This window comes from Pseudomonas sp. NPDC008258 (assembly GCF_042956345.1).
GTDB lineage: Bacteria > Pseudomonadota > Gammaproteobacteria > Pseudomonadales > Pseudomonadaceae > Aquipseudomonas.
Map to the genome: position 1 here is coordinate 312,050 of NZ_JBIBGE010000001.1, position 24,880 is coordinate 336,929.

Sequence of the window (24,880 nt, forward strand, 5' to 3'; positions counted from 1 at the left end):
TTGTTGTTGGAATTACAAGATTATTCACTGGCTGATAGAAAACAAGCCTTTTTAGTGGCAGTATTTTGTTTAAACATACAACGAGTGGTTGGGCGATGTGCCTCCACCGATGCAGCGGGCTCCTTACCTTGAGCCTAGGCCGCAATCGTTTGGAGGGGAAATGCCCGGTAAACCGCCCTTACAATTAGCCTGGAGTCCAGTACATGCATCCGCGCATCCTTGAGGTCACCCAGCGGCTGGTCGAACGCAGCCGTGCCACCCGCGAACGCTACCTGCAGCTGATTCGCGGCGCGGCCAGTGACGGCCCCATGCGTGCCAGCCTGCAATGCGCCAACTTCGCCCATGGCGTGGCCGGTTGCGGCAGCGAGGACAAACAGACCCTGCGCCTGATGAATGCGGCCAACGTAGCCATCGTCTCGGCCTACAACGACATGCTGTCTGCTCACCAGCCGTACCTGCACTTCCCCGAACAGATCAAGCAGGCCCTGCGCGAGGTCGGTTCGGTCGGCCAGTTCGCCGGTGGTGTGCCGGCCATGTGCGATGGCGTTACCCAGGGCGAACCGGGCATGGAGCTGGCCATCGCCAGCCGCGAAGTCATTGCCATGTCTACTGCGGTAGCGCTGTCGCACAACATGTTCGACGCCGCGCTCATGCTGGGTATCTGCGACAAGATCGTCCCGGGGCTGATGATGGGCGCACTGCGCTTTGGCCACCTGCCGACCATCTTCGTGCCAGGTGGGCCAATGGTTTCCGGTATCTCCAACAAGCAGAAGGCCGACGTGCGCCAGCGCTATGCCGAAGGCAAGGCCAGCCGTGAAGAGTTGCTGGAGTCGGAGATGAACTCCTATCACAGCCCGGGTACCTGCACCTTCTACGGCACCGCCAACACCAACCAGTTGGTGATGGAAGTGATGGGCCTGCATCTGCCGGGCGCTTCGTTCGTCAACCCGTACACGCCGCTGCGCGATGCGCTTACCGCCGAGGCCGCGCAGCAGGTCACGCGAATGACCAAGGCCAGCGGCAGCTTCATGCCGCTGGGCGAAATCGTCGACGAGAAGGCGTTGGTAAACTCCATCGTCGCCCTGCACGCCACGGGCGGTTCGACCAACCACACCCTGCACATCCCGGCGATTGCCCAGGCGGCCGGTATTCAGCTGACCTGGCAGGATATGGCCGACCTGTCCGAAGTAGTGCCGACCCTGTCGCACGTGTACCCCAACGGCAAGGCCGACATCAACCACTTCCAGGCCGCTGGCGGCATGGCGTTCCTGATCCGCGAGCTGCTGGATGCCGGGCTGCTGCACGAAGACGTCAACACAGTGGCCGGCCATGGCCTGCGCCGCTACACCCGGGAACCGTTCCTCGACAACGGCAAACTGGTGTGGCGTGAAGGGCCGCAGCAGAGCCTGGACGAAAGCATCCTGCGCCCGGTGGCACGGCCATTCTCGGCCGAAGGCGGCCTGCGGGTGATGGAAGGCAACCTGGGCCGTGGCGTGATGAAGGTTTCTGCCGTTGCCCCCGAGCATCAGGTGGTCGAAGCCCCGGCGCGGGTATTCCACGACCAGCAGTCGCTGGCCGATGCGTTCAAGGCCGGCGAGCTGGAGCGTGACTTTGTCGCCGTGGTGCGCTTCCAGGGCCCGCGCTGCAACGGCATGCCAGAACTGCACAAGCTCACGCCGTTCCTCGGCGTGCTGCAAGACCGAGGCTACAAAGTGGCGCTGGTTACCGACGGGCGCATGTCGGGTGCCTCGGGCAAGATTCCGGCGGCCATCCATGTTTGCCCCGAAGCGTATGACGGCGGCCCGCTGGCGCGGGTGCGAGATGGTGATATCGTGCGGGTCGATGGTGTCGAAGGCACGCTGCGGGTGATGGTGTCGGCCGAAGAACTGGCCAGCCGCGACCTGCCGCCAGCACCTCAGGGCAACGACCTGGGCTGTGGGCGCGAGCTTTTCGGCTTCATGCGCATGGCGTTCAGCCCGGCAGAGCAGGGCGCCAGTGCCTTTACCTCTGGCCTGGAGCACCTCAAATGAAAGACCTGCTGGTTGGCGACATCGGCGGCACCAATGCCCGTTTTGCGTTGTGGCGTAACAACCAGTTGCACGAGGTGAAGGTGTTTGCCACCGCGGACTACACCAGCCCGGAGCAGGCCATCGAGGCCTACCTGCACGGCCAGGGCATCGCCCGCGGCGGCTTGGCGGCAGTGTGCCTGGCGGTGGCCGGGCCGGTCGATGGCGATGAGTTCCGCTTTACCAATAACCACTGGCGCCTGAGCCGCACGACCTTCTGCAAGACCTTGCAGGTCGAGCGGTTGTTGCTGATCAACGACTTCACCGCCATGGCGCTGGGCATGACCCGCCTGCGCGAGGGTGAATTCCGCGAGGTGTGCCCCGGCCAGGCCGACCCGGCGCGACCTGCGCTGGTGATAGGGCCAGGCACTGGCCTGGGCGTGGGTTCGCTGCTGCGCCTTGGCGAGCAGCACTGGCAGGCCTTGCCGGGGGAGGGCGGCCATGTCGACCTGCCGGTGGGCAATGCCCGCGAAGCGGCAATCCACCAGCAGATCCACGGGCAGATCGGCCATGTCAGTGCCGAGACCGTGCTCAGTGGTGGCGGCCTGGTGCGGCTGTATCAGGCCATCTGCGCGCTGGATGGCGACACACCCCGGCACACTTCCCCTGCGCAGATCACCGATGCCGCGCTGGGCGGCGAGCCACGGGCGCTGGCGGTGGTCGAGCAGTTTTGTCGCTTCCTTGGGCGAGTCGCTGGTAACAATGTACTCACGCTGGGGGCCCGAGGCGGGGTCTATATTGTCGGCGGGGTGATTCCGCGTTTTGCCGAGCTGTTCCTGCGCAGCGGGTTTGCCACAAGCTTTGCCGACAAGGGTTGCATGAGTGGCTATTTTGCTGGCGTGCCGGTATGGCTGGTAACGGCAGAGTTTTCCGGGTTGCTGGGCGCTGGTGTGGCCTTGCAGCAGGCGCTGGATCACGGATAGTTGAAGGGGGCCGCTGTGCGGCCCATCGCGGGCTTGCCCGCTCCCACAAGTGCATCGCTATGCTCATGAATTGTGCGATCCCTGTGGGAGCGGGCAAGCCCGCGAAGGGCTGCAGAGCAGCCCCAATAAAACAGGCAAAAAAGACCTGTAACCAACAAGAGGAAGGACCACCTTGACCACTGCCGGCAAATCGATCCTGATGGTCGACGACGACCAGGAAATCCGCGAGCTGCTGCAAACCTACCTGAGCCGCTCCGGCTTCCAGGTGCATGCCGAGGCCGACGGCGCCGGCTTTCGCCGCGCGCTGGAAAGCACCCCCTGCGACCTGGTCATCCTCGACGTCATGCTGCCCGACGAAGACGGCTTCAGTTTGTGCCGCTGGGTCCGCCAGCACCCGCGCCAGGCCCGCGTGCCGATCATCATGCTCACCGCCAGCTCCGACGAAGCCGACCGGGTCATCGGCCTGGAACTGGGCGCCGACGACTACCTGGGCAAACCCTTCAGCCCGCGTGAACTGCAAGCGCGGATCAAGGCCCTGCTGCGTCGCGCCGAGTTTGGCCAGGCGGCGCCGGGCAATGCGGTGCTGGCCTTCGACGACTGGCGCCTGGACACGGTCAGCCACCGGCTGTTCCACCGTGATGGCGAAGAGGTGGTGCTGTCTGGTGCCGATTTCGCCCTGCTCAAACTGTTCCTCGACCACCCGCAGCAGATTCTTGACCGTGACACCATCGGCAACGCCACCCGCGGCCGCGAGCCGATGCCGCTGGACCGCATCGTCGACATGGGCGTCAGCCGCCTGCGCCAGCGCCTGCGTGACACCGACAAACCACCCCGGCTGATCCGCACCGTGCGCGGCAGTGGCTATCTGCTGGCGGCGCATGTCTGCAGTGCGCCCTGAGCGCCATTGGCGCCTGCTGCCGCGCTCGTTGCTGGGGCGCATGCTGCTGCTGACCCTGCTGGTGGTGCTGCTGGCCCAGGGCTTGTCCAGCATCATCTGGGTATCTCAACTGCGCGCCAGCCAGTTGCAGGGGCTGCGTGCCAGTGCCAGCAGCCTGGCCCATTCGATGAGTGCCAGCGTCAGCTACTTCCGCTCGTTGCCGGTGGCTTACCGGCCGCTGGTGCTCGACCAGTTGCGCAGCATGGGCGGCACGCGGTTTTTCGTATCGCTCAACGCCACGCCGCTGGACATGCAGGTACTGCCCGTCACCCCGCGCAAGCAGGCGGTGATCGATGTGTTCCAGCAGGTGCTGCACGAGCGCCTGGGGTCGCAGATGGAGATTTCCGTAGAGTTCGTCAGCCCTGACGACCTGCGCATTTTCAACAGTGGCCTGAAACTCGACGAGCTGCCACGCTCCTGGGCGCATTACTCACTGACCCTGGAGCCGCTGAACCCGCCGGTGCTGGTAACGCAAATCCGCCTGGGTGAAGGCGAGTGGTTGTACATCGCTTCGCTGCTGCCCGAGCCTTACACCAGCCTTGAGGCCGAACGCCTGCCCCGGCAGCAGATCGGTTTCATCGTGCTCACCACCGCCTTGCTGCTGTTGTTCATCGGCCTGCTGGTGCATTGGCAAAGTTGGCCACTCAAGCGCCTGGCGCGGGCTGCGCGGGAGATGTCGCTGGGGGCCGATGTGGCGCCGCTGGCGGAAGGTGGCGGCAGCGAAGTGGTTGAGGTAAGCCGGGCGTTCAACAGCATGCGCGAGCGCATCAGCCGCTACCTCACCGAGCGCAGCCAGCTGTTCAGCGCCATTTCCCACGACCTGCGCACACCGATCACCCGGTTGCGGCTGCGGGTCGAACTGCTGGAGGACGAACGCCTGCAGGCCAAGTTCAGCCAGGACCTCGACGAGCTGGAGCTGCTGGTCAAGGGCGCCTTGCAGTGCGTGAAGGACACCGACATCCACGAAAACATCGAGCCGGTCGACCTCAACCAGGTGCTGGAGATCCTGGCTGAGCCTTACCTGGGGGACGGTCGCATCACCGTCGATGGCCGGGCGCTGGCACCGTACCCGGGCAAGCCGTTGGCGCTGCGGCGCTGCATCGGCAACCTGATCGACAACGCCATCAAGTACGGCGAGCGGGCGCGGCTGCGCATTATCGACGCTGACAATGGCTTCGTGTTGCAGGTAGACGATCAGGGCCCGGGCGTACCGCAGCAGCAGCTGGAGCAGGTGTTCGAGCCGCATTTCCGCCTGGCCGGGCAGCAGCAGGGGTACGGGTTGGGGTTGGGGATTGCACGCAATATCGCCCATAGCCATGGCGGTGAGGTGAGCTTGCTGAACCTGCGTGAGGGCGGGTTGCGGGTGACCTTGTACCTGCCACGGGGTCTGGACTGAGATTCTGTACTGCCTGTGCCGGCCTCTTCGCGGGCAAGCCCGCTCCCACATGTACGGCGTGATCCCTGTGGGAGCGGGCGCGCCCGCGAAGAGGCCGGCACAGGCAACACAAATGTCACTGCCCAGTGACAATCCCGCCGTCCTTCGTGACATCCACCAAAACCCCGCTGGCTAGAATTCGCAAACGACTGGCAAGGATCAAGCTGGCCCATGAACACCCTCAATCTGCCTGCCACCAGCTGGCTCAAAGCCCCGGCCCACAACGCCTGGCGCCGGGCCGAAGCACAGCGCCTGCTGGATTTCGCCAAGGCCGCGAAACTGCCTGACGGCTTCGGCAACCTCGACGCCAACGGGCAGCTCGCCCCCGGTGCCCGCGCCGAAACCATGAACACCGCGCGCATGACCCACTGTTTCGCCCTGGCCCACCTGCAGGGCATCCCCGGTTGCCTGGCGTATGCCGAACACGGCGTGGCTGCCTTGCGCGGTGCCATGCAGGACGCCAGCTACGGCGGCTGGTTCGCCCACCCCGGGGGGCAGGAAGACAGCGGCAAGGTCGCCTACCTGCATGCCTTCGTCGCCCTGGCTGCCAGCTCGGCAGTGGTGGCCGACGTAGCCGACGCCCACGCATTGCTGGACGACGCGACGCAGGTGATCGAAACGCACTTCTGGAGCGAAGCCGAAGGCGCCCTTCAAGAGGCCTTCTCCCGCGCCTGGCAGCTACCTGAGCCGTACCGTGGCGCCAACAGCAACATGCACGCGACCGAGGCATTCCTGGCCCTGGCAGACGTCACTGGCAACACCCTGTGGCTGCAACGCGCCTTGCGTATTGCCGAGCGCATCATCCTCACCCATGCCGCTGCCAACGGTCATCAGGTCATCGAACATTTCGACGCCCATTGGCAGCCGCTGCCGGACTACAACCACGAACACCCCGCCGACCACTTCCGGCCTTATGGCACCACGCCCGGGCATGCCCTGGAATGGGCGCGGTTGCTGCTGCACCTGGAGGCCAGTCTCGAGCAGGCTGGCCTGCAGCCTCCGCAATGGCTGCAAGGGTGTGCCCGCGCCTTGTTCGATACAACCTGCCAGCAGGCATGGAACGCCGATGGCGAACCTGGTTTCGTCTACACCCTGGACTGGGCCGATCGCCCGGTCGTGCATGCGCGTTTGCACTGGGTGCACGCGGAAGCCTGCGCTGCCGCCGCCGCCCTGTTGCAGCGTACTGGCGAGGCACAGTACGAGCAGTGGTACCGCAACTGCTGGGGGTTTATCGCCAACCACTTCATCGACCCGGTCGCTGGCAGCTGGCACCACGAACTCGATGCCTGCAACAAAACCGCCGGGACCATCTGGCCGGGCAAACCCGACCTTTATCACGCCTATCAGGCGCTGCTGCTGCCAGGCCTGCCACTTGCTCCCAGCCTGGCCAGCAACCTGGCCGGCTATGTAACCAGATGATGACATTCACGCATCGCTTCGTTACCTGAAGGGGCGGCCACGCTGTTTAGACTCCATGCTACGCAAGCGATCGACTTGCACGGCATAACAACAAGAAAGGTGCTTCGATGAATTCCACGCTCTGTCTCGCTGCCGCAATTTCCCTTGCCTCGTTGATCCCGCTGGGTGCCCAGGCTGCCGAATCCAAAGGCAGTGTCGAGGTGGTGCACTGGTGGACCTCGGGCGGTGAAAAGGCGGCAGTCGATGTGCTCAAGGCACAGGTCGAAAAAGACGGCTTCACCTGGAAGGACGGCGCCGTTGCCGGTGGCGGCGGTGCCACGGCCATGACAGTGCTCAAGAGCCGCGCCGTCGCCGGCAACCCGCCGGGTGTTGCACAAATCAAAGGCCCGGACATCCAGGACTGGGCGGCCACCGGCCTGCTCGACACCGATGTGCTCAAGGGCGTGGCCAAGGAAGAGAAGTGGGACTCGCTACTCGACAAGAAGGTCGCTGACACCGTGAAGTACGACGGTGACTACGTTGCCGTACCGGTGAACATCCACCGCATCAACTGGCTATGGATCAACCCAGAAGTCTTCAAGAAAGCCGGCATCGACAAGGCGCCTGCCAACCTCGACGAATTCTATGCAGCCGCCGACAAGCTCAAGGCCGCAGGCTTCATCCCGCTTGCCCATGGTGGCCAGCCATGGCAAGACAGCACCGTGTTCGAAAGCGTGGTGCTGGCCGTGATGGGGGCCGACGGCTACAAGAAGGCCATGGTCGACCTCGACAGCGCGACCCTGACCGGCCCGCAGATGGTCAAGGCGCTGACCGAGCTGAAAAAGGTCGCCACCTACATGGACCCGGATGGCAAGGGCCAGGACTGGAATCTGGAAGCCGCCAAGGTCATCAACGGCAAGGCCGGCATGCAGATCATGGGAGACTGGGCCAAGAGCGAATGGACCCTGGCGAAGAAAACCGCCGGCAAGGATTACCAGTGCGTGCCGTTCCCCGGTACCGACAAGGCCTTCCTGTACAACATCGACTCGCTGGCGGTGTTCAAGCAGAACAACGCTGGCACCTCCGCCGGCCAGCAGGACATCGCGCGCAAGGTGCTGGGTGAGGACTTCCAGAAGGTCTTCAGCACCAACAAAGGCTCGATCCCGGTGCGCAACGACATGCTCGCCGACATGGGCAAGTTTGGTTTCGACGCCTGCGCGCAAACCTCCGCCAAGGACTTCCTTGCCGATGCCAAAACCGGCGGCCTGCAGCCAAGCATGGCGCACAACATGGCCACCACGCTGGCCGTGCAGGGTGCGTTCTTCGATGTGGTAACCAACTACATCAACGACCCCAAGGCCGACCCGGCCGATGCGGCGAAGAAACTGGAAGCGGCGATCAAGTCTGCCCAGTGAAGACCTGATGGCCCTATCGCCGGCAAGCCAGCTCCCACAGGTACCCCACAGCTCTCAAAGGCAGTGAATACCCTGTGGGAGCTGGCTTGCCGGCGATAGGGCCAGTACCGACAACACAAAAGGCAGAACCCCACACTGCCTGGGCTTCGGGTACCACATCATGACCACAACCACCGCCCAACTGCGGGCCTCACCCCTGGACGCGCTTCAGCGCTGGCTGCCCAAGCTGGTGCTTGCGCCCAGCATGTTCATCGTCCTGGTGGGCTTCTACGGCTACATCCTCTGGACCTTCGTGCTGTCTTTCACTACCTCGACCTTCCTGCCCACCTACAAATGGGCCGGCCTTGCGCAATACGCCCGGCTGTTCGACAACGACCGCTGGTGGGTGGCCAGCAAGAACCTGCTGCTGTTCGGCGGCCTGTTCATCGCCATCAGCCTGGCTATTGGCGTGTTGCTGGCGGTGCTGCTGGACCAGCGCATCCGCCGCGAAGGCTTCATCCGCACTATTTACCTGTACCCCATGGCACTGTCGATGATCGTGACCGGCACCGCCTGGAAGTGGCTGCTCAACCCCGGCATGGGGCTGGACAAGCTGCTGCGCGACTGGGGCTGGGAGGGCTTTCGCCTGGACTGGCTGATCGACCCTGACCGGGTGGTGTATTGCCTGGTGATAGCCGCCGTGTGGCAGGCCTCGGGCTTCATCATGGCGATGTTCCTGGCCGGCCTGCGTGGTGTGGACCCGTCGATCATCCGCGCAGCGCAGATGGATGGCGCCAGCCTGCCACGCATCTACTGGACCGTGGTGCTACCCAGCCTGCGCCCGGTGTTCTTCAGTGCGTTGATGATCCTTTCGCACATTGCCATCAAGAGCTTCGACCTGGTGGCAGCAATGACCGCAGGCGGCCCGGGCTACTCATCCGACCTGCCGGCCATGTTCATGTACTCGTTTACCTTCAGCCGCGGCCAGATGGGCATGGGCTCGGCCAGCGCCATCCTCATGCTCGGGGCGATCCTGGCGATCCTCGTGCCTTACCTGTACTCGGAGCTGCGGAGCAAACGCCATGCATAGCCCTGCCAACAAGGCGCCGCTGAGCGCGAGCCGCATCGCCATCCACGCCGTACTGCTGGCTGCGGTGCTGTTGTACCTGGTGCCGCTGGTGGTGATGCTGCTGACCAGCTTCAAGACCCCGGAAGACATCAGCACCGGCAACCTGCTGAGTTGGCCGCAGGTGATTACCGGCATTGGCTGGGTCAAGGCCTGGGGCACGGTCAGCGGGTACTTCTGGAACTCGATCATGATCACCGTGCCAGCGGTATTGATCTCCACCGCCATCGGCGCGTTGAACGGCTATGTGCTGTCGATGTGGCGTTTTCGTGGCTCGCAGCTGTTCTTCGGCCTGCTGCTGTTCGGCTGCTTCCTGCCGTTCCAGACCGTGCTGCTGCCGGCCTCGTTCACCCTCGGCAAGCTCGGCCTGGCCAGCACCACCGGCGGCCTGGTGCTGGTGCATGTGGTCTACGGCCTGGCCTTTACCACGCTGTTTTTCCGCAACTTCTACGTGAGCATCCCCGATGCGCTGGTGAAGGCCGCGCGCCTGGACGGTGCCGGGTTTTTCACCATTTTCCGCCGCATCATCCTGCCGATGTCCACGCCCATCATCATGGTCTGCCTGATCTGGCAGTTCACCCAGATCTGGAACGACTTCCTGTTCGGTGTGGTGTTCTCCAGCGGCGACTCGCAACCGATCACCGTGGCCCTGAACAACCTGGTCAACACCAGCACCGGGGCCAAGGAATACAACGTCGACATGGCGGCGGCGATGATCGCCGGCCTGCCAACCCTGCTGGTCTACGTGGTAGCAGGCAAATATTTCGTCCGCGGGCTCACGGCCGGCGCGGTCAAGGGGTAAGTCATGGCAACGCTCGAACTTCGCAATGTGAACAAGACCTACGGCAGCGGCCTGCCAGACACCCTCAAGGACATCCAGCTGTCGATCAATGATGGCGAGTTCCTGATCCTGGTTGGGCCTTCTGGTTGCGGCAAATCGACCTTGATGAACTGCATCGCCGGCCTGGAGCAGATTACCGGCGGCGCGATCCTCATCGACGACCAGGATATCAGCGGCATGAGCCCCAAGGACCGCGACATCGCCATGGTGTTCCAGTCCTACGCGCTGTACCCGACCATGAGCGTGCGCGAGAACATCGAGTTTGGCCTGAAGATCCGCAAACTGCCCCAGGCGGCCATCGACGAAGAGGTGGCGCGGGTGGCCAAGCTGCTGCAGATCGAACACCTGTTGGCGCGCAAGCCGGCGCAGCTGTCCGGTGGCCAGCAGCAACGGGTGGCCATGGGGCGGGCGCTGGCGCGGCGGCCGAAGATCTACCTGTTCGATGAGCCGCTGTCCAACCTCGATGCCAAGCTGCGGGTCGAGATGCGCACCGAAATGAAACTGATGCACCAGCGCCTGAAGACCACCACCGTGTACGTCACCCACGACCAGATCGAGGCCATGACCCTGGGCGACAAAGTGGCGGTGATGAAGGACGGCATCATCCAGCAGTTCGGCACCCCGCAGCAGATCTACAACGACCCGGCCAACCAGTTTGTCGCCAGCTTCATCGGTTCGCCGCCAATGAACTTCGTCCCGGTGCGCCTCACCCGGCAGGAGGGGCGCTTGCTGGCCGTGCTCGACAGTGGCCAGGCGCGTTGGGAGCTGCCCTTGGGCGTAGCCGGTGAAGAGCTGGACGGTCGCGAGATCATTCTCGGCATCCGCCCTGAACAGATCGCCCTGGGTGCCGCAGAGGGCAACGGCCTGCCAGGCATCCGCGCCGAGGTGCAGGTAACCGAACCCACCGGGCCCGACCTGCTGGTATTCGTCACCCTCAACCAGACCAAAGTGTGTTGCCGCCTGGCGCCGGATGTGGCGTGCCGGGTGGGCGACACCCTCAACCTGCAATTCGATCCTGCCCGGGTGCTGCTGTTCGACGCCGCAAGCGGCGAACGCCTGCACCTGGCAAGCACTGCGGCAACTGCAAAGCACAACGTGGCTCACTTCAAAGGCCGTTGACTCGTCTACACCATCAATAAGAAAAAAGAGGACGCAAAGGGATGGAACAGCGCAAACGCATCAGGACATTGGGCTCGCTGGCTTTGCTCGCCGTGGTCGGCAGCAGCGGCGCGCAGGCTGCCGAGGCCTTTTCCAGCGAATCGAAATGGATGACCGGCGATTGGGGCGGCACCCGTACCGAGCTGCTGGAGAAGGGCTATGACTTTACCCTCGACTACGTTGGCGAGGTGGCCGGTAACCTGCACGGCGGCTACAACGACGACAAGACTGCACGCTACAGCGACCAGTTCGCCCTTGGCGCGCACCTGGACTTGCAGAAGATCTTTGGCTGGCACGATGCCGAGTTCAAGCTGGCGATTACCGAGCGCAGCGGCCGTAACCTGTCCAACGACCGCATCAGCGACCCGCGCGCCGGGCAGTTCAGCTCGGTGCAGGAAGTGTGGGGCCGCGGCCAGACCTGGCGCCTGACCCAGATGTGGATCAAGCAGAAGTACTTCGACGGCGCCCTGGACGTAAAATTTGGCCGCTTCGGCGAGGGTGAGGACTTCAACAGCTTCCCCTGCGACTTCCAGAACCTGGCCTTCTGCGGTTCCCAGGTGGGCAACTGGGTCGGTGGCATCTGGTACAACTGGCCGGTCAGCCAGTGGGCGCTGCGGGTAAAGTACAACATCACACCGGAATTCTTCGTCCAGGTTGGCGCCTTCGAGCAGAACCCCTCCAACCTGGAAACCGGCAACGGCTTCAAGCTCAGCGGCAGCGGCACCAAAGGCGCGATCCTGCCGGTGGAGGCGGTATGGTCGCCCAAGGTCAACGGGCTGCCGGGCGAGTACCGCCTGGGTTACTACTACAGCACCGCCAAGGCCGACGATGTGTTCGACGACGTCAACGGCAACCCGCAGGCATTGAGCGGCGGGGCCTTCAAGTCGCATTCCAGCAAGCATGGCTGGTGGGTGGTGGCGCAGCAGCAGGTCACTGCGCATGCGGGTGACGTCAACCGCGGCCTCAGCCTGTTCGCCAACTTCACCGTGCACGACAAGGCCACCAACGTGGTCGACAACTACCAGCAGGTGGGGCTGGTCTACAAAGGCGCCTTCGATGCCCGGCCCAAGGATGACATCGGCTTCGGAGTGGCGCGTATTCATGTGAATGACGACGTGAAGAAGCGCGCTGAACTGCTCAATGCCCAAAGCGGTATCAACGATTACGACAACCCAGGCTTCGTGCCGCTGCAGCGCACCGAGTACAACGCCGAGCTCTACTACGGCTTCCACGTCACCAACTGGCTGACCGTGCGGCCCAACCTGCAATACATCAAGAGCCCCGGCGGGGTGGACGAGGTGGACAACGCGCTGGTCGCGGGGTTGAAGATTCAGTCGTCATTCTGAGGGCATTTGTTGTAAATTTACGCCAATCCCTTTTCGGTTCCCGGCACCCACTGGCCTGCAGTGGGTGTCGGGGATAGGCCGAGACAGCGCTATCTCAAACAACAAGAGCTCTGAACCATGCCCGAACATCCGCTCCATCGCTTCTTTTCCTCGCAGCGGCCAAGGCCTGTATTCGAGTGGGAGCGTTACCAGCAGCGCGATGTGCTGATCATCGATCATCCCCGTTGCCAGGCGGTCTTCAGCCGCCAGGGGGCACAACTGCTGCATTTTCAGCCAGCGGGCGAACGGCCCTGGCTGTGGTGCGCCGAGCAGTGGCCGCAGGTGGGGGCGATCCGTGGTGGCGTGCCGGTGTGTTGGCCGTGGTATGGCCGCCACCCCAGTGAGGATTTGTGGCCGGCCCATGGCTGGGCGCGCCTGCTGGACTGGAAGCTGGTGGACAGCCGCGAGGACGAGGAAGGCGTGACCCTGAAGTGGCGGCTGGACCTGTGCGACTGGCAGGTTGACCTGCATGCAAGGCTGGGTAACCGCATGGAGTTAAGCCTGAGCACCGAGCATCAGGACAGCGAACCCTGCCAGCTGAGCCATGCGCTGCTAGCCTACTGGCGCATCAGTGACGTGTCTGAGATAGCGCTGTCTGGGCTGGAGGATATCGAAGGTTATGACCGCCTCAACCGCCAGGCCTGCCGTGAAGATGGCGCGCTGAAGCTCAAGGGTGGCTGCCAGAAGGTTTACCCGGGTACCCCGCGGGTGCAACTGCAGGACCCGGCCTGGCAGCGCGAGCTGTGTATTGATACCGGTGACAGCGACGACACCGTGGTTTGGCACCCCGGCAACCGCCCGCTGATGGGCGTGACAGGCCGTGAAACGCAGCGCTTCATTTGCGTCGAGGCCGCCAGCGGCAGTGGCGAGGGCCTGAGCCTGGCGCCGGGGCAGCGTGCCCACCTGAGCCTGCAGGCGCACCGGCTCAGTTGAGGTCGTCGTCCTCGATGGGGTAGCGGCTGGCGTTCAGGCTTTCCTTGATCTTGCGCAGGTGCGGCTGGAAGTCCACGCCGCGGCGCAGGGTCATGCCGGTGGCCAGTACATCGAGCACCGTCAGCTGAATGATCCGCGAGGTCATCGGCATGTAGATGTCGGTGTCTTCCGGCAAGGGAATGTGCAGGCTCAGGCTGCAGGCATTGGCCAGCGGCGAGCCGGCGGCGGTCAGGCCCAGCACCGAGGCACCGTTTTCACGGGCCAGGCGCGCTACTTCGACCAGTTCGCGGGTGCGCCCGGTGTAGGAAATGATCACGAACAGGTCACCGGTGTGCGCCACCGAGGCCAGCATGCGCTGCATCAGCACATCGGCGTGGGCCGACACAGCCAGGTTGAAGCGGAAGAACTTGTGCTGCGCATCCAGGGCCACCGGCGCCGAGGCGCCAAGGCCGAAGAAGTGGATCTGCCTGGCCTGGATCATCATGTCCACGGCGCGGCTGACCTGCTGCGGGTCGAGCTGCTGGCAGGCACTGTCGAGTGAGGCGATGGCGCTGGCGAAGATCTTCTGGGTGTAGGCGGCCGGGTCATCGTCAGCTTCTACCGCGCGGCTGACATAAGCGGCGCCGCTGGCCAGGCTCTGGGCCAGTTGCAGCTTCAGTTCCGGGTAGCCGCTGACGCCGAAGGAGCGGCAGAAGCGGTTGACGGTCGGCTCGCTGACCTTGGCCGCCTGGGCCAGCGCAGCGATGCTGAAACGGGTGGCTTGTTGCGGGTTGAGCAGGATGACTTCGGCGACTTTGCGTTCGGCCTTGTTCAGCTCGTCGAGGCGTCCCTGGATCTGTTCCAGGAGGTTTCGCACGCGGTCCATGGGTGTGTCCTTGGGTCGGGAAGACAGCCGGCTGACGAAGCAGCAGGCTTTTTGCACGGTCGTCTATCGTACTGTCGGTGCGGGTGGCGCACCACTTGTCTGTAATACTTATGTGCGATGTTGTGGTTTTTACTACATTATCCCTTGAAAATCGTATGTGAAAGCGGTATTCCTAGACCAACTTTAGGAAAGAACCTACATCATGGCTGCGATCAGTGTCGAACCTTGCACCTTTGCCCTGTTTGGCGCCCTTGGCGACCTGGCATTGCGCAAGCTGTTTCCTGCGCTCTATCAGCTCGACCGTGCCAACCTGCTGCACCCGGACAGCCGCCTGCTGGCGCTGGCCCGCGAGCCGGGTAGCGCGCAGGAGCACCTGAACAGCATCGAAGCCCATTTGCGCCGGCATGTACCCGAGGCCGATATCGAGCCTGCCGCATTGGGCCGTTTCATGGCCCGGCTAGGCTACCAGCACCTGGATTTTCTCCAGCCCGAGGGTTACCAGGCACTGGCCGAGCAACTGCCGGGCGAGCAGCCGCTGATCGCCTACTTCGCCACGGCGGCAGCGGTGTACGGGGCCATCTGCGAAAACCTCGACAAGGCGGGGCTGGCTGCGCGCACCCGGGTGGTACTGGAAAAGCCCATTGGCCACGACCTGGAGTCGTCGCGCCGGGTCAATGATGCCGTGGCACGGTTCTTCCCCGAGGGCCGGGTCTACCGCATTGACCACTACCTGGGCAAAGAGACGGTGCAGAACCTGATTGCCCTGCGCTTCGCCAACAGCCTGTTCGAAACCCAGTGGAACCAGAATTCCATCTCCCACGTAGAGATCACCGTCGCCGAAAAGGTCGGTATCGAAGGCCGTTGGGGCTATTTCGACAAAGCCGGCCAGCTGCGTGACATGATCCAGAACCACCTGCTGCAGCTGCTGTGCCTGATCGCCATGGACCCGCCCAGCGAGCTGTCTGCCGATGCCATTCGTGACGAGAAGGTGAAGGTACTCAAGGCCCTGGCACCGATCACAGGCGACGGGTTGAGCACCCGAGTGGTGCGTGGCCAGTACATTGCCGGCTACAGCGAAGGCAAGCCGGTGCCCGGCTACCTGGAGGAAGACAACGCCAACGCGCAGAGCGACACCGAAACGTTCGTCGCCCTGCGCGCCGACATTCGCAACTGGCGCTGGTCGGGTGTGCCGTTCTACCTGCGTACCGGCAAGCGCATGCCGCAAAAGCTGTCGCAGATCGTGATCCACTTCAAGGAAACGCCACACTACATCTTTGCCCCGGAACAGCGTTTGCAGATCGGTAACAAGCTGATCATCCGCCTGCAACCGGACGAAGGCATTTCTTTACGGGTGATGACCAAGGAGCAGGGCCTGGACAAGGGCATGCAACTGCGCAGTGGCCCCTTGCAACTGAATTTTTCCGACACCTGGCGCAGCGCACGCATTCCAGATGCCTACGAGCGGCTGTTGCTCGAGGTGATGCGTGGCAACCAGAACCTGTTCGTGCGCAAGGACGAAATCGAATATGCATGGAAATGGTGCGACCAGTTGATCGCCGGCTGGCGTAACGCGGGCGATGCGCCTAAGCCTTACGCGGCGGGCTCCTGGGGGCCAATGAGCTCGATTGCATTGATCACACGCGATGGGAGGGCGTGGTATGGGGATATCTGAACTGACGCTGCCAGCAACCGTGAAGGTTCACGATTTGGCGAACGCCAAGGCGCTGGCTGAAACCCTGGCTCATGACGTGGCCGAACGGCTGCGTGCAGCTATTGCTGCCAAAGGCCAGGCTTGCGTGGTGTTGTCCGGTGGCCGCAGCCCGGTGCCGTTTCTTGAGAGGCTGGCCAGCGAAAACCTGGACTGGAGCAAGGTCACTGTCAGCTTGGCGGATGAACGCTGGGTACCGGTGGAGCACGCCGACAGCAACGCTGGGCTGTTGGCCCGTCACTTGCTGAAGGGGGCGGCCGCCAAGGCCCGTTTTGTTGGGCTTTACCAACAGGCAGATAACCTTGATGCAGCTGCGCTGAAGGCCGAGCAAGCCTTGGCCGGGTTGCCGCCCATCGACGTGCTGGTGCTGGGCATGGGCGACGACGGCCATACCGCTTCGCTGTTCCCGGCCAGCCCCAACCTGGAAGCCGGCCTGGACCTGGCCAGCCAACGTCGCTGTCTGCCGTTGCTGGCACCGAGCGTGCCCCACCAACGCCTGTCCATGACCCGCTCGCTGCTGGCAAGCGCTGCCTTTACCGCGCTGTCCGTGCAAGGGCCGGGCAAACTCGCTACCCTGCGCGCCGCGCTGGCTGGCAACGACCTTACTGAAATGCCGATTCGCGCTTTTCTTCACGACCCCCTGGGCATCTACTGGTGCCCATGAGCCAAGGATCCACTGTCATGACCACCCTCGAACGCCCACAGCCCAAGCTCTCGATGGCCGACAAGGCCGCCCGGATCGACGCCATCTGCGAAAAGGCGCGCATCCTGCCGGTAATCACCATCGCTCGTGAGGAAGACGTCCTGCCGCTGGCTGATGCCTTGGCCGCAGGCGGTATCCGTACCCTGGAAGTAACCCTGCGTTCGCAGCATGGTCTCAAAGCGATCCAGGTACTGCGTGAGCAGCGCCCGGAATTGTGCGTAGGGGCAGGCACCGTGCTGGATCGCAGCATGTTCGCTGCGGTCGAGGCGGCCGGGGCGCAGTTTGTCGTTACCCCGGGCATCACCCAGGACATTCTCGAAGCCGGGGTCGACAGCGAAATACCGCTGCTGCCGGGCATCAGCACGCCGTCCGAAATCATGATGGGTTACGCCCTGGGCTATCGCCGCTTCAAGCTGTTCCCTGCCGAAATCAGCGGCGGCGTGGCGGCAATCAAGGCCTTTGGCGGCCCGTTCGGCGATATTCGCTTTTGCCCAACCGGCGGCGTGAACCCGGCCAACGTGCGTAACTACATGGCATTGCCCAATGTGATGTGCGTGGGCGGCACCTGGATGCTCGACAGCAGCTGGATCAAGAACGGCGACTGGGCGCGGATCGAGGCGTGCAGTGCAGAGGCCATGGCGCTGCTGGACGCCAACTGAAACTGTTGTGTGCTTGACGGCTTGTGGGGCGCTTGGTCGGCGCCCCTTTTTTTGCGTTTTTTTTGTGCTGTAGGCGAGTGACGCAAGTTGGACACGTTGGCCATGCAATCGATGCAAGAAGCACTTCCCGATTATTGATGCAGGTGCCGACGCATACGATGGTGTCGCATTGATTAATGTTTGACGTCCTCCGTTTATGTGTGGGCGCCTATTCCCGTCAAGCAGAAAAACCATCTAACCGTTACGCGTGAGGTTCTTGCATGAGTTTCATTGACCAGGACATGATAAAAGCGATAGGCGATTTTCCCCATAAGCGGGGTACTTACGAAATTGAAAAGTATCTCTATGGTATGGACGGGAAGGTAAATCCCGGGTGTTGGGTTTTTGGTGACACGGTGTACGGTGATCTGTTTCTCGGGAACCAGAACTGGGGCACGTACTCGACACCCATTCTGGCGTATCTTGAGTACCTGGGTATGGCGCGTGTTCCTGGTAAGGTGTCTCACACTGAAGAAGTTTCGACGGTAGAGGGTTATAGCCGCTCATTCACCTCTTCACTGGAAACAGAGGTTTCTCTGGGCGCCGGATTTCTAGGCAGTGCGATTGGCGGGAAATTGACAAGCAGTTCAACCGAAGGTATTAGCAAAACGCATACACGGTCCCAGAAAATTGAAATGGAAGGGCCGGGGATATTTAATTTCTATCAGATGCATATGGTGTACGCGCATTGTGTGACTGGTGCCGGAGGCTTTGCGGATTTTTTCAAATATGCAAAAACAAAAACTTACTCCAAAGCAGGTAGGGACGACCGGGAAGACCTGTGTATTGTGACATCTATTGCGACCAGTTCGGTCATTACAGTGTCTGCTGAAAATTCGATAAGACCGCTGGGGTGGGATGAAATCCAAGAGGCGGCCTTGATGAAAGGGCATCAATTCCCTGGAAACAGTGGCCGATGGATATTCAATTATGGCGCATACCATACGCCTGGTAACCGCTATTGAATTGGGGCGTAAAAAAAACCGCATCCCTGGATGCGGTTTTTTTGTGGGCGGGAATATCAGGCCGCCTTGGCTTCCTGCTGGCTCAGCGAGCGGTTCAGTGCACTGAACAGTGCCTTGAAGCTGGCCGTGGTGATGTTTTCATCGATGCCTACACCATGCACCGGGCGGCCGCCGGCTACGCGCAGTTCAATGTAGGCCGCAGCCTTGGCATTGGTGCCAGCACCAATGGCGTGCTCGTTGTAGTCCATGATTTCAACCGAAATCGGCAGGCCGGCTACCAGGGCTTCCAGGGCACCGTTGCCCTTGCCGCGCCAGTGCAGTGTGGTTTCACCTTCGCCGGCCACTTCCACTTCCACGGCGCTGTGGCCGTTTTCTTCCTGCAGGCGGTGGCTGACCAGTGCATACGGTGCGTTGGCCTGGAGGTATTCCTTGTGCAGCAGGCTGTAGATCTGCTGGGCGGTCATTTCCAGGCCAAGGCGGTCGGTTTCACCCTGTACCACCTGGCTGAACTCGATCTGCATGCGGCGTGGCAGGCTGATGCCGTATTCCTGTTCGAGCAGGTAGGTGATACCGCCTTTGCCCGACTGGCTGTTGACGCGGATCACCGCCTCGTAGCTGCGGCCGATGTCGGCCGGGTCGATCGGCAGGTACGGCACCTCCCACAGTTCGCCTTCCTGCTGCTTGGCGAAGCCCTTGCGGATGGCGTCCTGGTGCGAGCCGGAAAACGCGGTGTGGACCAGGTCGCCCACATACGGATGACGTGGGTGCACCGGCAACTGGTTGCACTCTTCGACTACCTTGCGCACGCCATCGATGTCGGAGAAGTCCAGCAGCGGGTCGATGCCCTGGGTGTAGAGGTTCAGTGCCAGGGTCACCAGGTCGACGTTACCGGTGCGCTCGCCGTTGCCGAACAGGCAGCCTTCGGCGCGGTCGGCACCGGCCATCAGGCCCAGTTCGGTGGCGGCAATGCCGGTGCCACGGTCGTTATGGCAGTGCAGGCTGATGATCACGCTATCGCGACGGCTGACGTTGCGGCAGAACCATTCGATCTGGTCGGCGTAGATGTTCGGCGTGGACACTTCCACGGTGGCCGGCAGGTTGAGGATGATCTTGTGCTCAGGCGTCGGGTTCCACACCTCGATGACCGCGTCGCAGACTTCCTTGGCGAACTCCATTTCGGTGGCGCTGAAGGTTTCTGGCGAGTACTGGAAGGTCCAGTGGGTTTCCGGCTGCTGGGCGGCGTACTTGACGAACAGCTTGGCCGCGTTCACCGCGATATCCTTCACGCCTTGCTTGTCCTGATTGAAGACAATGCGGCGGAACGACGGGCTGGTGGCGTTGTACAGGTGGACGATGGCCTTTTTCGCCCCGCGCAGCGATTCGAAGGTGCGGGCGATCAGGTCTTCACGGGCCTGGGTGAGCACCTGGATGGTGGTGTCGTCCGGAATATGGCCGTCTTGAATGAGGGTGCGCACGAAGTCGAAGTCGGTCTGCGAGGCAGACGGGAACGAGGCTTCGATTTCCTTTACGCCCACCTGCACCAGGGTCTTCCAGAAGCGCAGTTTCTTCTCCGAATCCATCGGCTCGATCAGCGACTGGTTGCCATCACGCAGGTCAGAGCTGCACCAGATAGGCGCGGCGGTGATGGTTTTCGACGGCCAGGTACGGTCAGGCAGGTCGATGGTCGGGAAGGCGCGGTATTTCTTCGAAGGGTCTTTGAGCATGGTCATGGAAGCAATCCTTTTGTGTGCGGCCGAGATCGGGCCTGCCGAGCGATAACGAGATGAAGAGGCGAGGCGACGCGATTCAGCCTGGTAGTCGGGCGCTGACCAGGCAGAGGCTGCGATGTTGTCGGAGCAGGATGAGGGTGCTGAAGGTTTTCATGCCTTCAAACTTAACCAGTGAGATGGGGGATGGCAAGCGTTCGGGGAAAATTGAGAGGAATGCTTAAAAAATGCTTTATGGCGATATTTTATGGCTGGTTTTTTCTAGGTGCTTGATATTTTTTGCGCGGTAATTTTCGAAGGCGCAACCCAGTCGAACTGATAGTGCCTGTGCTGGCATATTCGCGGGCACGCCCGCTCCCACAGGTATTGCGCCGAGTCTGAGGGCTGCATTGTACCTGTGGGAGCGGGCGTGCCCGCGAAGCAGGAGGCGCCGATCTCAGGGCTGGAACGCACCAATGAAGATCGCCGGGTCCACCCGCGCATCATTCAGGCTGACATTCCAGTGCATGTGCGGCCCGGTAGCACGCCCGGTCGAGCCAACGCGCCCGACTACCTCGCCCCGGCGCAGCTGCTGGCCCACCTGCACATCGATCTTCGACATGTGGCAGAACATGCTGATGAACCCCTGCCCATGGTCGACAAACACTGTGCGGCCATTGAAGAAGTAATCCCCCACCAGAATCACCTTGCCATTGGCCGGGGTCTTGATCGGCGTGCCCGCGGGCACCGCGAAGTCCAGGCCGGCATGCGGGTTGCGCTCCTCGCCATTGAAGAAGCGGCGAACGCCAAACTTGCTCGATAGCGGGCCGTTGACCGGCTTGTCGAGGATGAGGTTGCTCGGCAGGACAGGGCTGAAGCTGCGGTAGGCCTTGATCTGCTCGGCCAGTTCACGGTCGATACGCTTGAGGTCGGCGGGGTTCGGGTTGACCTGGCGGGTGTTCTTCAGCGTGATGCGCTGTTCGGGGTACTTCTTGCTCCCCACGCTGAAGGGCAGTGTGCGGCCGCCCTGATTCAGCACGGCAGTGCCGGGCTTTTGCGTCAGCGGGATGCCGACGATGGCCAGCCAGGTGTCCTGCTCCTTTACCACCAGCACCGGCTTGCCGTCGAACCGGGCGCTGGGCGCGCTGGCAGCAGGGCCCAGGTCGACCACGGCCACGCCACCAGGTACCGGTTTGTTCAGTGCGCGGGTGATGTAGCTGGCCTGGGCGCCGCCGGCGAGCAGCAAGAGGAAGAGGGCAAACAGGGGCGCGAGCAGGCGGGGCATGTGTCAGTCCAGTAGTGAGAGGGTGACCGGGGTCAGGTGGTTGTCTTCGACGCGCACCCGCAGTTCGCCTTCGTTCAGGCGTGCAGTCAGGCGCTGGCCGTTGCGGGTTTGCTCGGCGCTGCGGATGGCCTGGCCTTGCTCGTCCAGCAGGATGCTGTAGCCACGGGCGAGGGTGGCCAGCGGGCTGACCACTTGCAAGGTTTGCAGCTGGGCCTGGAAGCGTTGGCGACGGTCTTTGAGCACTTCGCGCATGGCCCGTGGCAGGCGCTCGGCCAGGCTGTCCAGGCGCTGGCTCAGCAGTTTCAGGTTGCGCCCCGGGTGCTGTGCGGCCAGGCGCGTGTCCATGCGGGCCAGGCGCTCGCGGCGCTGGCTGAGGCCGAGCATGAAAGCCCGGCGCAGGCGCATGTCCAGATCGTCCAGGCGCTGGGCCTGCTGGCGCAGGCGTTCGCCTGGGTGTCGCAGGCGCCGGGTCAGTGACTCCAGGCGCAGCCGGTCGTGGGTCAGGCGGTTCTGCATGCGCAGCAGCAGGCGCCGTTGCAGGCCGTCCAGTCGTTGCTGCAAGCCGCTGTTGTCAGGGGCCAGCAATTCGGCGGCGGCAGACGGTGTGGGGGCGCGTACATCGGCCACGAAGTCGCTGATCGACACATCGGTTTCATGGCCCACGGCGCTGACGATAGGGGTGACGCAGGCGGCCACCGCACGCGCCACGGCTTCTTCGTTGAAGCACCACAGGTCCTCCAGCGAACCACCCCCGCGGGCCAGGATCAGCGCATCGAAACCAAGGCTGTCGGCCAGGCGAATCGCGCGCACGATCTGCGCGATGGCTTCGCGGCCCTGCACCGCCGTGGGGATCAGGTTGAGTTCCACCTGCGGGGCACGTCGGCCGAACACGCTGATGATGTCGCGGATCACGGCGCCGGTAGGCGAGGTGATGATGCCGATCCGTTGTGGGTGAGCCGGTAGCGGCTTTTTGCGTTCGGTGCTGAACAGCCCCTCGGCGCTAAGCTTTTCCTTCAGTGCCTCGAAGGCCAGGCGCAGCGCGCCGTCGCCTGCCGGTTCGACGGTGTCGAGAATCAGCTGGTAGTCGCCACGCCCTTCAAACAGCGAAACCTTGCCACGCACCCGCACCGCCAGGCCATCACGCAGGGCCTGGCGCACCCGTGTGGCGTTTTGGCGGAACAGCGCACAGCGCACCTGGGCGCCGCTGTCCTTGAGGGTGAAATACATGTGGCCGGACGCCGGGCGGGCGAGGTTGGAAATTTCGCCTTCCACCCACACGCTGCGGAACACGTCTTCCAGAAGCACCCGGGCGCGGCCGTTGAGTTGGCTGACGGTAAGGACCTCACGGTCCAGGCCGAGTCGTTCGAAGGGGTCTTTGATCATGGCGGGCATCATAAAGGACATCGGCCCCGGTTGTCTGTCCCGGGCCCTGTCTCGGTCATTGTGGGAGCGGGCGTGCCCGCGAAACTGGCGCAGCCGGTGCCATCCAGCAGGGCGTGTCATGATTGCCAGGTGTTCGCCTGCACACTTTCAGCGCCTGTGAGATCGAGCGCCGCCCGCGCGGCGCATCGCGAGCAAGCTCGCTCCTACATCTGTTTCTGGCCAATCATTCCTGAGGCACTAACGCGCGGTCCTTGTTTATACGACGCGATATCGAGTCATGCTCCAAGGGTGCGCGCGCCTCTGCCACAGGACTCACTGGCCCGAAACAGATGTAGGAGCGAGCTTGCTCGCGATGCGCCGCGCGGGCGGCGCTCGATTGCATAAGCGCTAAAAATATCAAGGCAGGCATCTTCCAGCCTTAAAACGCTATGACGGCCTGCACCTATCCGCTCCTCGCCGTTCTCACTACGATGCACTATCAAAGGATTCCCCAGGACCCAGCACGATGCTCGCCCAACTGCCTTATTCCGGCCTTGACTGGCTCCCCATCCTCCTTGCCATCGCCGTCGCCTACATCGTTTTCGGCATCGCCGGCTTCGGCACCGCGCTGGTGGCCGGCCCGGTGCTGATCCATTTCATGCCACTGTCGCGGATCATCCCGCTGCTGGTGCTGCTGGATTTCGTCGCAGCCTTCGGCAACCTTTTGCCATCGCGCCGTGATGTGGTGCGTGGCGAACTGCTGCGCCTGCTGCCCTTCATGGCCATTGGCTGCTTCCTGGGCGTGACATTCCTGCTGAATCTCAAATCCGACCTGTTGCTGTTACTCATGGGCCTGTTCGTCACCGCCTATGCGGTCTATGGCCTGGCAGTGAAGGTGCGTCCAGCCAGGTTGTCCGGGCTCTGGGCAGTACCGATGGGGACCATAGGTGGCCTGTTCGGCGCATTGTTCGGCAGTGGCGGCTTCCTGTATGCGATCTATCTCAGTGCACGTCTGGAGGTGAAAGAACACGTACGCGCTACCCAGAGTGCCTTGATCAGTTGCAGCACCATCGTGCGCCTGTCGTTGTTTCTTATCGCCGGCGTATACGCCGACACCAGCCTGCTGTTGCTGGCCGCCTGTCTGCTGCCGGTGATGTTCGTCGGCCTCTGGCTGGGCCGCCGGCTAAGCATGAAGCTGTCCCGCGAAGCCTTTGTCCGCCTGGTCACCTGGCTGGTGCTGGCCAGTGGCCTGGCGTTGATTGGTCGCTACCTGAGCACCTGAGCGGTAGAATTGCGTCATTACCGGCGTTTTTCAGGCTTGTCCCGTTCATGAACACCCAGAGCATCATCGTTCCCAAGCTGTCCACCGTCCCCGTGCATGAAGTCCGCGCCCGCGCCATCCTGCGCTGGCTGGTTCGCGAAAAGGTCGTCGAAGAACAGCTGACCACCTGCGGCCGCACGGGCAACCGCATGGGCCATGCCCTGGCCGCCGGGGCGCGCAAAGTGGCCCTGCACCCGGAAAAGCTACCGTTCGGCGAGCCGGTCAACGGCCTGGAGGTAATGCTCAAGCGCTGCATTTACACCCCCACCGAAGGTTTTCTCGAAGAGGCCGGTTGCCCGGAATGCCGCCGCGAAGTGGGCGAGCCGCTGTTCGAAAGCCTTGAAGAGTGGACCCCGGCAGTGAGCGACAACTTCACCTGCCCGCTGTGTGGCCACGAAGACGACATCAATGGCTTCATTTTTCTGCAGCCATGTGCCTTTTCCAACCTGGGGTTCATCTTCAACAACTGGGGCGAGGCCGGGTTTACCCAGGCCTTTCTCGACAGCTTCGCCGACTGGCTCGACCAGCCGGTGGCCGTGGTGCAAGTCAGCTGCAAGCTTTAAGCCGCAAGCTTCAAGAAAAAGCGGTCTGTATGCCATGCGACTTCTTTTAGCTTGCCGCTTGTAACTTGAAGCTTGATTTACATTGAGCGGCGCGCCGTGCATGAGTAT

Annotated in this window: 21 protein-coding genes; 17 read left to right on the forward strand and 4 right to left on the reverse strand. The window is 62.7% G+C overall.

Annotated features, from left to right (window positions below; all coding sequences use genetic code 11):
- Positions 1–203: 203 nt before the first annotated feature.
- From edd to ACFY9W_RS01445, 11 genes are all read left to right on the forward strand, one after another.
- Positions 204–2,030, forward strand: coding sequence for a phosphogluconate dehydratase (gene edd / locus ACFY9W_RS01395; RefSeq protein ID WP_391124734.1), 1,827 nt, complete (start codon positions 204–206; stop codon positions 2,028–2,030).
- On the forward strand, positions 2,027–2,989 hold the full coding sequence (locus ACFY9W_RS01400) for a glucokinase (protein ID WP_391124737.1): 963 nt from the start codon (positions 2,027–2,029) through the stop codon (positions 2,987–2,989). The genes edd and ACFY9W_RS01400 overlap by 4 nt, the downstream gene beginning before the upstream one ends.
- Before the next feature lie 199 nt (positions 2,990–3,188).
- The gene (gene gltR, locus ACFY9W_RS01405) at positions 3,189–3,887 is read left to right on the forward strand and encodes a two-component system response regulator GltR (RefSeq protein WP_391124815.1); all 699 of its coding nucleotides are present in this window, start codon (positions 3,189–3,191) and stop codon (positions 3,885–3,887) included.
- On the forward strand, positions 3,868–5,322 hold the full coding sequence (locus ACFY9W_RS01410; RefSeq protein ID WP_391124740.1) for an ATP-binding protein: 1,455 nt from the start codon (positions 3,868–3,870) through the stop codon (positions 5,320–5,322). Before gltR ends, ACFY9W_RS01410 begins: the two co-directional genes overlap by 20 nt.
- A 210-nt stretch (positions 5,323–5,532) precedes the next feature.
- A complete protein-coding gene (locus tag ACFY9W_RS01415) occupies positions 5,533–6,780 on the forward strand; it encodes an AGE family epimerase/isomerase (protein ID WP_391124743.1) in 1,248 nt (415 codons plus the stop codon).
- 107 nt (positions 6,781–6,887) lie between these two features.
- Positions 6,888–8,174: an extracellular solute-binding protein gene (locus tag ACFY9W_RS01420; RefSeq protein WP_391124746.1), complete on the forward strand. Its 1,287-nt coding sequence runs from the start codon at positions 6,888–6,890 to the stop codon at positions 8,172–8,174.
- A 160-nt stretch (positions 8,175–8,334) separates the two neighbouring features.
- On the forward strand, positions 8,335–9,243 hold the full coding sequence (locus ACFY9W_RS01425) for a carbohydrate ABC transporter permease (protein ID WP_003255050.1): 909 nt from the start codon (positions 8,335–8,337) through the stop codon (positions 9,241–9,243).
- Entirely contained in the window at positions 9,236–10,081 is an 846-nt protein-coding gene (locus ACFY9W_RS01430; RefSeq protein WP_391124750.1) for an ABC transporter permease subunit, read from the forward strand. The genes ACFY9W_RS01425 and ACFY9W_RS01430 overlap by 8 nt, the downstream gene beginning before the upstream one ends.
- Before the next feature lie 3 nt (positions 10,082–10,084).
- On the forward strand, positions 10,085–11,239 hold the full coding sequence (locus tag ACFY9W_RS01435; protein WP_391124753.1) for a sn-glycerol-3-phosphate ABC transporter ATP-binding protein UgpC: 1,155 nt from the start codon (positions 10,085–10,087) through the stop codon (positions 11,237–11,239).
- Positions 11,240–11,280: 41 nt separating this feature from the next.
- A complete protein-coding gene (locus ACFY9W_RS01440) occupies positions 11,281–12,624 on the forward strand; it encodes a carbohydrate porin (protein ID WP_391124756.1) in 1,344 nt (447 codons plus the stop codon).
- A 117-nt stretch (positions 12,625–12,741) separates the two neighbouring features.
- Positions 12,742–13,596, forward strand: coding sequence for a D-hexose-6-phosphate mutarotase (locus ACFY9W_RS01445; RefSeq protein WP_391124759.1), 855 nt, complete (start codon positions 12,742–12,744; stop codon positions 13,594–13,596).
- Here ACFY9W_RS01445 and hexR read toward each other — a convergent pair.
- Entirely contained in the window at positions 13,589–14,452 is an 864-nt protein-coding gene (gene hexR, locus ACFY9W_RS01450) for a DNA-binding transcriptional regulator HexR (RefSeq protein ID WP_061405576.1), read from the reverse strand. The two genes, ACFY9W_RS01445 and hexR, sit on opposite strands and share 8 nt — an antisense overlap.
- 211 nt (positions 14,453–14,663) lie before the next feature.
- Between hexR and zwf the strand changes: the two genes are divergently transcribed.
- The 4 genes from zwf (at position 14,664) to ACFY9W_RS01470 (ending at position 18,535) form a co-directional block, all read left to right on the forward strand.
- Complete coding sequence (zwf, locus tag ACFY9W_RS01455) at positions 14,664–16,133, forward strand: glucose-6-phosphate dehydrogenase (protein WP_391124761.1); 1,470 nt, start codon at positions 14,664–14,666, stop codon at positions 16,131–16,133.
- Complete coding sequence (gene pgl / locus ACFY9W_RS01460; RefSeq protein WP_391124763.1) at positions 16,120–16,833, forward strand: 6-phosphogluconolactonase; 714 nt, start codon at positions 16,120–16,122, stop codon at positions 16,831–16,833. Before zwf ends, pgl begins: the two co-directional genes overlap by 14 nt.
- A 17-nt stretch (positions 16,834–16,850) precedes the next feature.
- Entirely contained in the window at positions 16,851–17,531 is a 681-nt protein-coding gene (locus ACFY9W_RS01465) for a bifunctional 4-hydroxy-2-oxoglutarate aldolase/2-dehydro-3-deoxy-phosphogluconate aldolase (RefSeq protein WP_391124765.1), read from the forward strand.
- Between the two features lie 260 nt (positions 17,532–17,791).
- Positions 17,792–18,535 (forward strand): monalysin family beta-barrel pore-forming toxin, encoded by a 744-nt coding sequence (locus ACFY9W_RS01470; RefSeq protein WP_391124767.1) that lies wholly within the window; start codon positions 17,792–17,794, stop codon positions 18,533–18,535.
- 56 nt (positions 18,536–18,591) lie between these two features.
- Here ACFY9W_RS01470 and leuA read toward each other — a convergent pair whose 3' ends face one another.
- From leuA to xseA, 3 genes are all read right to left on the reverse strand, one after another.
- Complete coding sequence (gene leuA, locus ACFY9W_RS01475) at positions 18,592–20,265, reverse strand: 2-isopropylmalate synthase (RefSeq protein WP_198752585.1); 1,674 nt, start codon at positions 20,263–20,265, stop codon at positions 18,592–18,594.
- A 433-nt stretch (positions 20,266–20,698) separates the two neighbouring features.
- Positions 20,699–21,526, reverse strand: a complete 828-nt coding sequence (locus tag ACFY9W_RS01480; protein ID WP_391124771.1) for a peptidoglycan DD-metalloendopeptidase family protein — start codon at positions 21,524–21,526, stop codon at positions 20,699–20,701.
- Positions 21,527–21,529: 3 nt separating this feature from the next.
- The gene (xseA, locus tag ACFY9W_RS01485) at positions 21,530–22,909 is read right to left on the reverse strand and encodes an exodeoxyribonuclease VII large subunit (RefSeq protein ID WP_391124774.1); all 1,380 of its coding nucleotides are present in this window, start codon (positions 22,907–22,909) and stop codon (positions 21,530–21,532) included.
- Positions 22,910–23,414: 505 nt separating this feature from the next.
- Here xseA and ACFY9W_RS01490 point away from each other — a divergent pair.
- Positions 23,415–24,170 (forward strand): TSUP family transporter, encoded by a 756-nt coding sequence (locus tag ACFY9W_RS01490; protein ID WP_391124777.1) that lies wholly within the window; start codon positions 23,415–23,417, stop codon positions 24,168–24,170.
- 47 nt (positions 24,171–24,217) lie between these two features.
- On the forward strand, positions 24,218–24,772 hold the full coding sequence (locus tag ACFY9W_RS01495; RefSeq protein WP_391124780.1) for a sugar ABC transporter ATPase: 555 nt from the start codon (positions 24,218–24,220) through the stop codon (positions 24,770–24,772).
- Positions 24,773–24,880: the final 108 nt, after the last annotated feature.